Consider the following 12978-nt stretch of genomic DNA (forward strand, 5'->3'; position numbering starts at 1 on the left):
CCCCCCCCCCAGATTAACAGTGTTGTCTCGTGGGCTCGGAGATGTGGAGAAGAGACAGACAACGGCGCGACGGCCGGCGCCACGCCCGCCGCCGTGCCGGCCGCCACCGCCGGGGACGACAACGCGCCCGTGGTGGTCCGCGCCGAGCCGGCCCCGGCCGCCGTCAACGGCGGCTACGCCCCGGCCGGCCAGACCCCGGCGGCCGCCGACAGCGTCAAGCTGGCCGGCGCCCCGGACCAGTGGCGGCAACCGCTGCGCGAGGCGCTCGGCGACCGGCTGCAACTGCAGTTGCAGCGCAACGACGAGCACGCCGTGATCCGGCTCGAGCCGCCCAACATGGGCCGGGTCGAGATCTCGATCCGCCACACGGCCGGCGCGCTGCAGGTGAACCTGTCGGCCAACAACAGCGAGGTGCTGCGTCAGCTCAACAGCATCGGCGACAGCGTGCGCCAGGACCTGTCGCAGCGCCAGTTCGCCGACGTGGCCGTGACCGTGTCGGCGTCGCCGCGCGGCATGCTGGCCGGCGGCGACGGCAACGGCCGCGGCCAGCAGCACCAGCACGAGGATGCACGCACACCGGGCCGCGCCCTGTCCGACGACAGCGACGCGGCCGCCTCTTTTGCCATGTCGACCGAGCGGGAGTAAGTTGTAGATGAAAAATATGAAAATGATCATTGCGTTCGTGCTGGTGGCCGTGATCGGCGCGGGCGTGGCCGGCGGCGCCGTCTGGTACCTGTCCCGGGGCGCGTCCGCCGGCACCACCGAGGCCAAGAAGGCCGAGCGCCACGACGACGGCAAGCCGCCCAAGTACCTGACCGTGGAAAAGGTGATCATCATGCTCAAGCGCAGCCCCGGCGACACGACCACCCACTACATCTCGGCCGACCTGGTGATCACCACCAGCGAGGAAAAGGAGAAGGTGGCCAAGGAGCAACTGCCGATGCTGCGCAGCGTGGCCGTGCGCACGCTGTCGGCGCTGCCGCTGGCGACGGCGCAGAACATGACCATCGACCAGTACGCGGCCGAGCTGAACAAGGCGTACGACGAGACCTACGCCCACGACAAGCGCGACAAGCCGTTCTCCGAAGTCATGATCGGCAAGCTGATCCTGGAATAGCGCGCCATGAACACACTGGGGGCGGGCATGGCCTATAGCGAACCGGATGCGTACGGCGCCCTGCGCGGCGACGGCGCGGCCTCGGTGACGCTGAGCCCGGCGGACGAGCAGAAGCACCTGCTGTCCTACGCGCCGCTGGTCAAGCGCATCGTGCGCCAGCTCAATTCGCAGGTGGCCGGCGCCATCGACCGCGACGACATGGAGCAGATCGGCCTGATGGGCCTGCTCGAGGCGCTGCGCCGCTACGGCGAGCCCGACGCGGCCTTCGGCAGCTACGCCAGCCTGCGCATCCGCGGCGCCATCCTCGACGAGCTGCGGCGCCAGGACTGGCGCCCGCGCGCCGTGCGCCAGCACAGCCACAAGCTGCGCGACGCCGTGCGCGCGCTGTCGCGCAAGCTGGGGCGCGAACCGAGCGAGCAGGACATCATCGCCGGCCTGGGCCTGACGCCGGAGGCCTACCAGGCCTACCAGCTCGACGAGAGCGCCGAGTCGATCGCCAGCTTCGACGAGGTGCTGCAGGACAGCGTCGGCCACGACAGCGCGCCCAGCCCGGAGGAGCAGCTGATGGTGCGGCGCAGCCTGGAGCAGGCGCTGCGCGGGCTCGACGAGCGCGAGCAGCGCGTGGTGCAGATGTATTACGAGTTTGAACTGAGTTACAAGGAAATCGCCGCCGTGCTGGACTTGACCGACGCCCGGGTCTGCCAGCTGAACAAGGCGGCCCTGGGCAAGATGAAAGCGGTGCTGCAGAGCACCTGACACGCCAGCCGGCACCACAAGGATCAGAACATGAAGCAGAAAGGCGCATCATCATGCAACAAATAATCGGCATCTTCATCGTATTGGGCAGCGTCTTCGGCGGCTTTTTCATGATGGGCGGCTCGTTCCATCAGATCTGGCAACCGATCGAGCTGATCGTCATCGCCGGTTCCGGCCTGGGCGCCATCGTGCTCGGCAATCCGCGCCACGTGCTGGCCGAGATGGTCACGCAGATCAAGAAGATCGTGTTCCGCAAGAAGTACGACTCGGAATTCCAGCGCCAGTTGCTGCTGCTCATGTACGAGCTGCTGCAGCTGGCCGCCGGCGGCCTGAAGGCGCTCGACGCCCACGTCGAGGCGCCCAAGGACAGCCCGCTGTTCCAGCGCTACCCGCGCGTGCTCGAGGAGCCCAAGCTGCTGGCCTTCATCGTCGACAACTTCCGCCTGATGGCCATGGGCAAGATCAACGCGCACGAGCTCGAAGGCGTGCTGGACCAGGAGCTGGAGGCCATCCACGAGGAGCTGAACCAGCCGGCCAAGTCGCTCAACAAGATCGGCGAGGCGATGCCCGGCTTCGGCATCCTGGCCGCCGTGCTCGGCATCGTGATCACCATGAACACGGTCAGCGAGGGCGCCAGCTCGGGCGACATCGCCGAGCACGTGGGCGCGGCCATGGTCGGCACCTTCATCGGCATCTTCTTCTGCTACGGCATCCTGGACCCGATCTCCAACATGATGAAGCAGCTGGTGGGCCAGGAGGCGTCCAACAAGGAATGCGTGAAGGTGGTGCTGGTGACCCACGTGGCCGGCAAGCCGCCGCTGCTGGCGATCGACGCCGGGCGCCGCCTGGTGCCATTGAATATCAAGCCCAGCTTCGCCCAGCTGGAACGGTGGATCAACGACCTGGAGGGCCGCGACAGCGAGCCGGAAGCCACGTCGCGTCGCGGAGGTGGCCGTGCTAAAGCCGCATGACAAGGGCCACGACCAGACCATCGTCAAGCGCGGCGGCGGCAAGCACGCGCACGACGAGCACGGCGGCGCGTGGAAGGTGGCGTTCGCCGACTTCTGCCTGGCGCTCAGCTGCCTGTTCCTCGTGCTGTGGCTGATGGCCTCGCGCAACACGGAAAGCCTGCAGCAGATCCTGACCGAGGCCGACGGCGCCAAGACCGACCAGGGCAAGGGCGTGATGCCGGAGCAGGTGGGCGGCCCGCGTGGCAGCCTGATCGAGCGCTTCCCCATGCCGCGCACCGGCAACTCGGACGCCCCCGGCGCCCAGCTGGCCAGCGGCGAGGCGGCGCCCGTGGTGACGCCGGCCAAGGTCACGTACGACAGCCCGAGCGACCTGCAGGCGCTGTCCAAGGCCCTGACCCAGATGAGCGCCGACTTCGGCCTGACCAGCAACCTGGAGACCGTGATCACGCCCTACGGCCTGCGCGTGATGCTGCACGACACCGACCACCAGGGCATGTTCGTGCGCGGCAGCGCGGTGCCGACCGACAAGTTCCGCGCCCTGCTGCGCAAGATGGGGCCGCTGTTCGCGCGCATGGAGAACCAGATGCTGATCGTCGGCCACACCGACTCGCTGCAGTACGCCGACACCAGCTATTCGGCCTTCTCCAACTGGACCCTGTCGAGCAACCGCGCCATGTCGGCGCGCGCCCAGCTGCTGGCCGGCAGCATGAACCCCGAGTCCGTGCTGCAGGTGGTGGGCATGGCCGACCGCGCGCCGCTCGACGCCAAGCGCGCCGACGCCGGCGTCAACCGCCGCATCGAGCTGTTGATCCTGACCACCGGCCAGGCCAAGAGCATCGCCGCCATGTTCGGCGTGCCCAACAACAGGAACGCCCTGACCGAAGAGATAGACACGGCCCTGCCCGACAGCAGCGTGCTGCAGAAACTGCGCGAACGGCTGCTGCCGCAAGCGGACAAGCAAGTCCACCCGAGGTAAACCGCATGAGCAACACCAAGCGCCCCTGCCGGCGACAGGCAGGCTGACATGGACACCAAGCCCACACGAGGCAGCCGCATGAGAATCTCCACCACCACCGCGGACGGGCTGGCCGTGCAGCGCGTGGCCGACAGCGCCCCGCCCGAGGCCGCCGCCCCGGCCGCGCCGGCGCCGGCCGCGGCGCCGTTGCAGTCGGCCGTGCTGCAGCCGGCCCTGGCCGCCCTGCGCGCCATGCCCGACGATATCGACCACGACAAGGTGGCCCTGCTGCGCGACGCGCTGGCCAAGGGCGAGTTGCCGTTCGACCCGGCCAAGCTGGCCGGCCTGATCCAGCGCTTCCACGGGAGCGAGCCGTGACGGCCGCCGGCGCCATGCCGCCGCCATCGTCGGCGTCGCCCGCCCGGCCCGCATCGCCCACCTCGCGCCAGGACGCCATGCGCGCGCTGCTGCACGGCGTGGCCGCCGACCTGCAGGCGTACCAGGGCCTGCGCGACCTGCTCGAACAGCAGTTCGACGGCGCCGTGCGCCACCAGAGCGCCCGCCTGCACGAACTGGCCGAGGCCATCACGGCCCTGGTCGACACCATGGAGGCGCGCCGCGCCGAGCGCGTGGCGCTGGTACAACGCTTGCTGGGTCCCCACGGCACCATGGCCCAGGCATTTGCCTTGCTGAAAAATCCGGCACGGGAGAGAATGGAGGCCGATTGGCGCACGCTCGAAGACAGCGTGCGCGAGTGCAAACGCCTGGGCAAGCGCAACAGCGACTTGCTCGTCGAGCAATACACCATCATGCAGCGCGTGCTGCATGGCGAGGAGCAGATCTATGCGCCAGCTTGACGGCATGCAGGCCACGACCCCGACTGCAGCCACCGTCTCGAACATGCAGGACAGCCGCCCGGCCGGCGCCCTGCCGGCCGCCTTCGGCGGCTGGAGCGCGCCGGCCGGCGGCGCCGGCTTCGGCGCCACGTTCCGCCAGGTGCAGGACGAGGTGGCCGACTTCCTGGCCCACGGCAGCGGCGCGGGCGCGCCGTCGGCGCGGCTGCAGACGGCGCCGTCCGGCGGCCTGAGCGCGGCCGGGCTGGCCCTGCGCCAGCAAATGCAGGGCGGCGCCATCGATGGGGCAACCGCGGGCGCAACAGCCGGCGTCAACAGCGAAGTGCAGCGGCAGTTCCTGGCCTCGATCCAACCGTGGGCCGAGGAGGCGGGCGCGCGGCTGGGCGTGTCGCCCAGCATCGTGGCGGCCCACGCGGCGCTCGAATCGGGCTGGGGCCAGCGGCCGCTGCGCGCCGGCGGCACCGACAGCAACAACCTGTTCGGCCTGAAGGCCGGCGCCGGCTGGGCCGGCGCCGTGGCCGACGCCACCACCACCGAATACGTGCATGGCGCGGCGCTGAAGAAGGTGGAGCGCTTCCGCAGCTATCCGGACGCGGCCAGCGCGTTCCGCGACTACGCCGACATGCTCACCAGCAATCCGCGCTTCCAGGGCGCGCTGCGCACCGGCGACGACGCCCACGCGTTCGCGCGCGGGCTGGCCGGCGGCGGCTACGCCACCGACCCGGCCTACGCCGACAAGCTGGGCAGACTGGCGGCGCGGCTGCAGCGCGGCGCCGCCGACGCCGCCACCGCGCTTCAGTCGGGGGATTGAGCCGTGACCGGCGTGTCGGCAGGCTCCACCGTCCCCTCGCCCGTCACGCGGGCCCGCAGCACGGTGCCGTTGGCGTTGCGCACGCGCACCAGCGCGCCGCGCGCGCCGCTGTCGAGCGCCTCGCCGGCCATGCTGACCTCGATCTGCTCGCGCCGCGCCACGATGGTCACGGCGTCGCCGCGCTTGACGACGACGGGCGCGGCCAGCAGCGCCATGCGCAGCACCTCGCCGGCGCGCAGCGTGCGCTTGCCGCTCAGGCCCACCACCGCGCGCGGGCTGGCCGCCACGTCCGTCAGCGAGGCCAGCTCGTGGCGCTCGAGCAACACGTCCTCGTCGGTCAGCACCTTGCCGGCCGGGATCTCGGTGGCGCTCACCACCACCGGCGCCGACACCTGGGCCCGCACCACGAACTCGTACCGCCAGCCGTCCGTCCCCGGGCACACGGCCGCGAAGCGCATGCGGGCCGGCAGGCGCGCGTCGACCGGCTCGACCGTCACGGCCCGGCCGCAGGCGGCCAGCGGCCGGCTGCCCGGCACCACCGTCACCTCGGCCATCGGCTCGCTCAGGCCGGCGCTGGCCGCCTGCGCCAGCACGTGGGCGCGCGCCGCCTGCCGCACCTGGGCCAGCACCTGCTCGGGTCCGGCGGGCGCCGCCGACACCCCATTGAAAATTCCGATGAGCAACAGCGGCGCGAATCGGGTTACAATAGTTTTGTTGCGCATGAGAAATACCTCTACTATGATGCGGGAAGCGGCTGGGGCGCGTGGCGCCGTCGGCCGCCATTTTACATGGGGAAGCGCGACGCCGTGCCCGCGCATCCATGCTTAGCCAAAAGGGAATGACAATGGGGATCAATTTCAAGGACGCCGTGGGGCTGCACCCGGAGGCGCTGCAATTGCGGGCCGAGCGCACCCGCATCCTGGCGTCGAACATCGCCAATGAGAACACGCCCGGCTTCCAGGCCCAGGACATGGATTTCGGCGCCATGCTGGCCAGCACCCAGGAGGCGTCCGACGGCGTGCCGGCCTTCGACAGCGACGGCAACGCCCTGTACCGCGTGCCCTACCACCCCAGCCGCGACGGCAACACGGTCGAGATCGGCGTCGAGCAGGCCGCCTTCGCCCAGAACGCCAACGATTTCCAGACCAGCCTGACCTTCATCAACATGACGCTGAAGGGCCTGGCCAAGGCCATCAACGGACAATAACGCAGCAACAGATAACGGCGCACGCCCGCGCGCGCCAGGAGACGCCATGTCATTCAAAACCATTTCGGAAATCGCCGGTTCGGCCATGGCGGCCCAGACCGTGCGCCTGAACACCATCGCCAGCAACCTGGCCAACGCCGACTCGGTGGCCGGCACCGAGGCCGACACCTACCGCGCCCGCAAGCCCGTGTTCGCGGCCGTGATGACGGACTCGGTCGACGCGCTCGACCAGGCCAGCGGCAAGGTGCAGGTGCTCGACGTGGTCGAGTCGAGCGAGCCGCTGCGCAAGGTCTACGAGCCGGGCCATCCGATGGCCAACGCCGACGGCATGGTGTTCTACCCCAACGTCAACCAGGTGGCCGAGATGACCGACATGATGTCGGCCTCGCGCGCCTTCGAGACCAATGTCGAAGTGCTGGGGCGCATCCGCACCATGCAGCAATCCCTCCTTAAACTCGGTGAAGGTTAAGCCATGCAAACGAGCCTCCTCAACAACCCGTCGGCCACCCCGGCCGCCTCGAACGGCGCCAACGTCACCGGCAACACGGCCAGCCAGACCCAGGACATGTTCACCAAGCTGCTGGTGGCCCAGATCAAGAACCAGGACCCGCTGTCGCCGACCGACCCGTCGCAGTTCGTCAACCAGCTGACCCAGTTGTCGCAGACCGAGTCGCTGCAGAACCTGTCGACCCTCACCAGCGCCAACGCCAGCGTGCTGCAGAGCATGCAGGTGCTGGCCCTGGGCGCCCAGGTCGGCTCGGACGTGATGGCCGCCAGCGACAGCGTCACGCTCGACGGCGCCACCGTGCACGGCCAGATGACGCTGGCCAACACCAGCACCAGCACCACGCTGGTGCTGACGGACTCGGCCGGCAACAAGCACAACGTGACGCTGGGCGTGCAGGCGGCCGGCACGGTGCCGTTCGCCATCGACCCGACGGCGCTGGGCCTGCCGGCCGGCACCTACACCATGTCGGTGCAGACCAGCACCAAGGAAGTGCCGCCGATCGACCTGGCCGGGCGCCTGAACAGCGTGCGCCTGTCGCCCACCGGCAGCATCGTCATCAGCGTCGCCCACGTCGGCGACGTGGCGCCCACCGCCATCACCGCCTTCAACGGCAAATCCGTCGCCGCCGCCTCGGCCGCTCAATCCAGTCTCTAAGAAAGGACTCCGCCATGAGTTTTGATATCGCCTTGTCTGGCATCCAGGCCATCAACGAGCAGCTCGACACCGTCAGCCACAACATCGCCAACGCCGGCACCTTCGGCTTCAAGTCCGGCCGCGCCAACTTCTCGGCCATGGTGGCCGGCAGCCAGCCGACCGGCACCGAGATCGGCTCGGTCACCCAGAGCATCGGCCTGTCGGGCGGCGTGCTCAACACGGGCCGCTCGCTGGACGCGTCCATCAACGGCCGCGGCTTCTTCGTCACCAAGACCACCGCCGGCGAGACCCAGTACACGCGGGTCGGCATCTTCGACGCCGACAAGTCCGGCTACCTGGTGGACGCCTCGGGCCGCCGCGTGCAGGGCTTCGGCCTCAAGCCGCCCAGCACCATCCTGGGCGCCCAGGGCGACCTGGCCATCCCCACCGGCCAGATCGCGGCCGTGGCCTCGGGCAAGATGAACTACGTGGGCAACATGTCGGCCGACTGGACCGTGCCCGCCGGCGGCGCGTTCGGCCCGATTCCGGCCGCGCCCGTCACGCCCACCGCGCCGCCCGACCCCACCACCTTCAACATGTCGAAGACCTCCATCGTCTACGACTCGCTCGGTTCGCAGCACACGCTGACCCAGTATTTCGTCAAGGACGCGGCGGCCGCCACGATCAACATCCACTATGTGCTCGACGGCACCGAACTGACCGGCGCCGGCTTGCCGGCGCAGCTGGTGTTCGACTCGGCCGGCCAGCTCGGCCCGGCCGCCGCGCCCGTGACCAGCGTGGCGCTGACGCTGCCGACTCCGATCGTGGCCACCGGCGCCACCATGAAGCCGCTGGCCATCGACTACACCGGCACCACTATGTTCGCCGGCGAGGCCACCACCTCCACCAACGCCGTCGACGGCTACGCCTCGGGCGTGTTCGCCGGGGTCGACCTGGCCAACGACGGCTCCGTGATCGCCAAGTACACCAATGGCCAGAAGCAATCGGTGGGCAAGATCGCGATCGCCACCTTCCCCGACGAGGGCGCCCTGACCTCGGTCAGCGACACCAGCTGGGTCGAATCGAACAATTCCGGCACGCCGCTGGTGACCACGCCCGGCAGCGGCATGGCCGGTTCGCTCAACACCAGCGCGCTCGAGCAGTCGAACGTCGACATCACCTCCGAGCTGGTGGGTCTGATGACGTCGCAGCGCAACTACCAGGCCAACTCCAAGGTGATCCAGACGGAATCGACCATGATGCAATCGCTGATGCAGGCCATCTGAGGACTGAACCATGGATGCCCTGATCTACACCGCCATGAGCGGGGCCGAGCGGGCCCTGCGCGGCCAGCAGGTCCACGCCAACAACCTGGCCAACATGGACACCGCCGGCTTCCGCGCCAACATGGAGCTGGCCACCGCCCAGTCGCTGTCGGGCTACGGCTACGACGACCGCCACATGGCGCAACTGCAGGCCAACGCCGTCTCCGTGCGCCCCGGCACCATCAAGGCCACCGGGCGCGAGCTGGACGTGGCCATCAGCGGCAACGGCTATTTCGCGGTCCAGGGCCCCACGGGCGAGGCCTACACGCGGGCCGGCGCCATCACGCTCGACGCCGACGGCACGCTCAAGGTGAACGGCAACCCCATCCTCGGTGAAGGGGGGCCGATCGCGGTGCCCGAATACACCAAGATCGCCATCGGCCAGGATGGCACGGTGTCGATCCAGAGCCCGGGCACGGCCATCATGCAGACCATCGACAAGCTCAAGCTGGTCAAGGCCGAGGGCTCGGAGCTGACCAAGAACGAGGCTGGCCTGCTGGTGGCGCGCAGCGGCCAGCCGCTGCCCACCGACCCCACCGTGCTGGTGCGCTCGGGCCACCTCGAGGGCAGCAACGTGTCGGCCGTGGAGGAGATGGTGGCCACCATGAGCCTGAACCGCACCTTCGAGCTGCAGATGAAACTGCTGACGGCGGCCGATACCAACGTCCAGTCCGGCAACAAGCTGATGGGCGCCTGAGCGCCCGCTTAACGATTACAGGGGAAGACCATGAATCCAGCAATGTGGATCAGCAAGACCGGCGTGCAGGCCCAGGACGAGAAACTGCAGGCCATCGCCAACAACCTGGCCAACGCCAACACGGTCGGCTTCAAGAAGGACCGCGTGATGTTCGAGGACCTGTTCTACTCGATCGAACAGCAGCCGGGCACCCAGCGCGCCGACAACAACACGCTGGCGCCGTCGGGCGTGCAGCTGGGCAACGGCACCCACATGGTGGGCACGCAGAAGGTGTTCACCACCGGCAGCCTGCAGACGACCGGCAACGCGCTCGACGTGGCCATCACCGGCAACGGCTTCCTGTCGGTGCGCCGCCCCAACGGCGACACCGCCTACACCCGCGCCGGCCAGCTGCAGGTGGACGCCAACGGCATCCTCGTCAACGCCCACGGCCTGCCGCTGATCCCGCAGATCACGGTGCCGTCCAACGCCACCGCCATCACCATCGGCGAGAACGGCATGGTCACGGCCACCATCCCCGGCAACACGGCCGGCAGCGAACTGGGCCAGCTGACCCTGACCAGCTTCATCAACCCCACCGGCCTGCAGGCGCTGGGCGAGAACCTGTTCCAGGAGACGGCCGCCAGCGGCACGCCCACCGAGGGCAAGCCCGGCGAAGCCCAGCTGGGCAAGCTCAAGCAGGGCGCGCTGGAGGGCTCGAACGTCCAGGTGGTCGAGGAGATGGTCGACATGATCGCGGCCCAGCGCACCTACGAGATGAACACCAAGGTGCTGACGGCGGCCGACAACATGCTGCAATACCTGTCGCAGGCGGCGCGCTGATGAACACCGTGCTGTGCGCGCTGGCACGGCGCGCGGCGCCCGCCTCGCTGCTGGCCCTGGCGCTGGCCGGCTGCGCCGCGCTGGCGCCGCCGCCGGTGCGGCCCGGCCCCATCGACGAGCCGCCGGCCGTCTCGCGCATCACCGCCCCGCGCGGCACCTCGGGCGGCGTGTTCAGCCCCGACCTGACATTGTCGCTGACGTCGGACTCGCGCGCCTTCCGCGTCGGCGACGTGGTCACCGTCAACCTGCAGGAAACCACCCAGGCCAGCAAGAAGGCCGGCACCAGCTTCTCCAAGGACAGCGCGGCCAGCGTCACCGCGCCCAGCGTGCTGGGCAAGACGCTGCCCAAGCTGGGCCTGGACACGGGCGCCCAGCGCTCGTTCGCCGGCGACGCCACCAGCACCCAGCAGAACGCGCTGACCGGCGCCATCACCGTGATCGTGCAGGAGGTGCTGCCCAACGGCCTGCTGCGCGTGGCCGGCGAGAAGAGCCTGACCCTCAACCAGGGCGAGGAGTTCGTGCGCCTGCGCGGCTACCTGCGGGCGGCCGACATCGACGCCGACAACCAGGTGTCGTCGCAGCGCATCGCCAACGCCCGCATCGCCTATTCCGCCCAGGGCACGCTGGCCGACAGCCAGACCCCGGGCTGGCTGTCGCGCTTCTTCAACGGTCCCCTGATGCCTTTCTGAGGCCGCCGCCATGATTTCGCCCCGCACCCTCCGCTCCCTCCTTCCCCTCCTCCTGTGCGCCATGCTGGGCGCGGCCGCGCCCGCCCGGGCGGCCCAGGTGCTGCGCAACCTGGTCAGCGTCGAAGGCCTGCGCGACAACCCGCTGGTCGGCTACGGCCTGGTGGTGGGCCTGAACGGCAGCGGCGACTCGACCCAGGTCAAGTTCGCCAGCCAGTCCGTGATCAACATGCTCAAGCAGTTCGGCGTCAAGGTGCCCGACGGCACCGACGCGAAAAGCAAGAACGTGGCCACCGTGATGGTGAGCGCGGTGTTCCCGCCCGGCTACCGGCGCGGCCAGAACATCGACGTCACCGTGTCCTCGATGGGCGACGCCAAGAGCCTGCGCGGCGGGGCCCTGCTGCTGACGCCGCTGCGCGCGGCCGACAACGAGGTCTACGCGCTGGCCCAGGGCAACCTGGTGGTGGGCGGCCTGAACGCGACCGGCAAGAGCGGCTCGTCGGTCACCGTCAACACCCCGACCTCGGGCCGCATCCCCAGCGGCGCCACCATCGAGCGCGAGATCAGCACCGACTTCGCCACCAAGCCCACGGTGCGCCTGTCGCTGCGCCACCCGCAGTTCCAGACCGCCATCAACATCGTCGACGCCATCAACAAGCGCTTCGGCGACATCGCCACCACCAGCGACGCCACCTCGATCGACGTGGTGGCGCCGGCCAACCCGACCCAGCGCGTGGCCTTCATGGCCAAGCTCGAGGGCCTGTCGGTGGACGTCGGCGACGATGTGCCCCGGGTGGTGTTCAATTCGCGCACCGGCACCGTGGTGATCGCCGACGGCCTGCGGGTGCGGGCCGCCGCCGTCACCCACGGCTCGCTCAAGGTGGTGATCTCGGAAAGCTCCAAGGTCAGCCAGCCGGCCCCGTTCAGCCAGGGCAACACCACCGTCACGCCGCAGTCGCAGGTGTCGGTGGACCAGGGCTCGGGCCAGATGTTCAAGTGGCCGGCCGGCGCCAAGCTGCAGGCCATCATCGACGTCGTCAACAGCCTGGGCGCCTCGCCGGACGACATCATGGCCATCCTGCAGGCGCTCGACCAGGCCGGCGCCATCGAAGGCGAACTGGTCGTCATTTGAGCATTGATCCGGGACCCGCCATGCAAACACCATTCGATCCCAGCCAGCTGCGCCTGGGCACGGCCGACCAGCTGGGCGACGCCCCGGTGGCGCCGGCCCCCGGCGAGAACGCGGCCGACGCGGCCTACCGCGCCAAGGCCACCTCGGCCGCCATCAAGTTCGAGAGCTTCTTCATCGGCCACATGCTGCACCAGATGCGCGAAGGCACGCGCGCCATGGCCGGCGACGAGGGCGCGCACCACGATTCGATCAACGGCGACATGCTCGACATGGCCGACAACCTGGTGGCCGACAAGATGGCCGGCCAGCGCGCGTTCGGCATCGCCGACGCCATCCTGCGCCAGCTGCTGCCGCCGGCCCCGGCCGCCGCGGCGGCCGCGCCGGCCGGCCCGCCGGCCGCCGCCAGCGCATCCGATACGCGAAATTCCGCGCATTCTCTTAATCGGCGGCAATAAACGGTCGCCCTGTAGCGTTAACGGACCCGGCGCACCGGCCACGGCCAGC

Annotated in this window: 18 protein-coding genes; 17 read left to right on the forward strand and 1 reads right to left on the reverse strand. The window is 69.5% G+C overall.

Features of this window, described 5'->3' with window-relative positions; all coding sequences use genetic code 11:
* The 8 genes from AC1RQG_RS09880 to AC1RQG_RS09915 form a co-directional block, all read left to right on the forward strand.
* Window positions 1–645 (forward strand): flagellar hook-length control protein FliK (locus tag AC1RQG_RS09880; protein WP_493130761.1); only part of this gene is annotated, 645 nt, incomplete at its 5' end.
* 16 nt (window positions 646–661) lie between these two features.
* A complete protein-coding gene (locus AC1RQG_RS09885; RefSeq protein ID WP_493130763.1) occupies window positions 662–1117 on the forward strand; it encodes a flagellar basal body-associated FliL family protein in 456 nt (151 codons plus the stop codon).
* A 27-nt stretch (window positions 1118–1144) separates the two neighbouring features.
* Window positions 1145–1873: a FliA/WhiG family RNA polymerase sigma factor gene (locus AC1RQG_RS09890; RefSeq protein WP_493131351.1), complete on the forward strand. Its 729-nt coding sequence runs from the start codon at window positions 1145–1147 to the stop codon at window positions 1871–1873.
* Between the two features lie 53 nt (window positions 1874–1926).
* Window positions 1927–2844, forward strand: coding sequence for a flagellar motor stator protein MotA (motA, locus tag AC1RQG_RS09895; RefSeq protein WP_182154822.1), 918 nt, complete (start codon window positions 1927–1929; stop codon window positions 2842–2844).
* Window positions 2828–3820: a flagellar motor protein MotB gene (locus AC1RQG_RS09900; RefSeq protein WP_493130766.1), complete on the forward strand. Its 993-nt coding sequence runs from the start codon at window positions 2828–2830 to the stop codon at window positions 3818–3820. The genes motA and AC1RQG_RS09900 overlap by 17 nt, the downstream gene beginning before the upstream one ends.
* A gap of 78 nt (window positions 3821–3898) precedes the next feature.
* Complete coding sequence (locus AC1RQG_RS09905; RefSeq protein WP_493130768.1) at window positions 3899–4177, forward strand: flagellar biosynthesis anti-sigma factor FlgM; 279 nt, start codon at window positions 3899–3901, stop codon at window positions 4175–4177.
* A complete protein-coding gene (flgN, locus tag AC1RQG_RS09910; protein WP_493130770.1) occupies window positions 4174–4656 on the forward strand; it encodes a flagellar export chaperone FlgN in 483 nt (160 codons plus the stop codon). Before AC1RQG_RS09905 ends, flgN begins: the two co-directional genes overlap by 4 nt.
* Window positions 4643–5464, forward strand: coding sequence for a glycoside hydrolase family 73 protein (locus AC1RQG_RS09915; RefSeq protein ID WP_493130772.1), 822 nt, complete (start codon window positions 4643–4645; stop codon window positions 5462–5464). Before flgN ends, AC1RQG_RS09915 begins: the two co-directional genes overlap by 14 nt.
* Here AC1RQG_RS09915 and flgA read toward each other — a convergent pair.
* Window positions 5449–6147, reverse strand: a complete 699-nt coding sequence (gene flgA / locus AC1RQG_RS09920; RefSeq protein WP_493130774.1) for a flagellar basal body P-ring formation chaperone FlgA — start codon at window positions 6145–6147, stop codon at window positions 5449–5451. The two genes, AC1RQG_RS09915 and flgA, sit on opposite strands and share 16 nt — an antisense overlap.
* Window positions 6148–6308: 161 nt before the next feature.
* Between flgA and flgB the strand changes: the two genes are divergently transcribed.
* From flgB to AC1RQG_RS09965, 9 genes are read left to right on the forward strand one after another with little or no spacing between them, the layout of a single operon-like run.
* Entirely contained in the window at window positions 6309–6671 is a 363-nt protein-coding gene (gene flgB / locus AC1RQG_RS09925) for a flagellar basal body rod protein FlgB (protein ID WP_182163121.1), read from the forward strand.
* Window positions 6672–6717: 46 nt separating this feature from the next.
* Entirely contained in the window at window positions 6718–7140 is a 423-nt protein-coding gene (gene flgC / locus AC1RQG_RS09930) for a flagellar basal body rod protein FlgC (RefSeq protein ID WP_493130776.1), read from the forward strand.
* A 3-nt stretch (window positions 7141–7143) separates the two neighbouring features.
* Window positions 7144–7833, forward strand: coding sequence for a flagellar hook capping FlgD N-terminal domain-containing protein (locus AC1RQG_RS09935; protein ID WP_493130778.1), 690 nt, complete (start codon window positions 7144–7146; stop codon window positions 7831–7833).
* Window positions 7834–7847: 14 nt separating this feature from the next.
* The gene (locus tag AC1RQG_RS09940) at window positions 7848–9098 is read left to right on the forward strand and encodes a flagellar hook protein FlgE (RefSeq protein WP_493130780.1); all 1251 of its coding nucleotides are present in this window, start codon (window positions 7848–7850) and stop codon (window positions 9096–9098) included.
* 10 nt (window positions 9099–9108) lie between these two features.
* The gene (flgF, locus tag AC1RQG_RS09945; protein ID WP_493130782.1) at window positions 9109–9834 is read left to right on the forward strand and encodes a flagellar basal-body rod protein FlgF; all 726 of its coding nucleotides are present in this window, start codon (window positions 9109–9111) and stop codon (window positions 9832–9834) included.
* 30 nt (window positions 9835–9864) lie between these two features.
* On the forward strand, window positions 9865–10656 hold the full coding sequence (gene flgG, locus AC1RQG_RS09950; protein ID WP_493130784.1) for a flagellar basal-body rod protein FlgG: 792 nt from the start codon (window positions 9865–9867) through the stop codon (window positions 10654–10656).
* On the forward strand, window positions 10656–11345 hold the full coding sequence (gene flgH, locus AC1RQG_RS09955; RefSeq protein ID WP_493130786.1) for a flagellar basal body L-ring protein FlgH: 690 nt from the start codon (window positions 10656–10658) through the stop codon (window positions 11343–11345). Before flgG ends, flgH begins: the two co-directional genes overlap by 1 nt.
* A 10-nt stretch (window positions 11346–11355) precedes the next feature.
* A complete protein-coding gene (locus AC1RQG_RS09960; protein WP_493130788.1) occupies window positions 11356–12474 on the forward strand; it encodes a flagellar basal body P-ring protein FlgI in 1119 nt (372 codons plus the stop codon).
* A 20-nt stretch (window positions 12475–12494) separates the two neighbouring features.
* Window positions 12495–12929 (forward strand): rod-binding protein, encoded by a 435-nt coding sequence (locus tag AC1RQG_RS09965; protein ID WP_493130790.1) that lies wholly within the window; start codon window positions 12495–12497, stop codon window positions 12927–12929.
* Window positions 12930–12978 lie beyond the last annotated feature (49 nt).

The organism is Rugamonas sp. GW822-FHT03B10, from assembly GCF_058801745.1.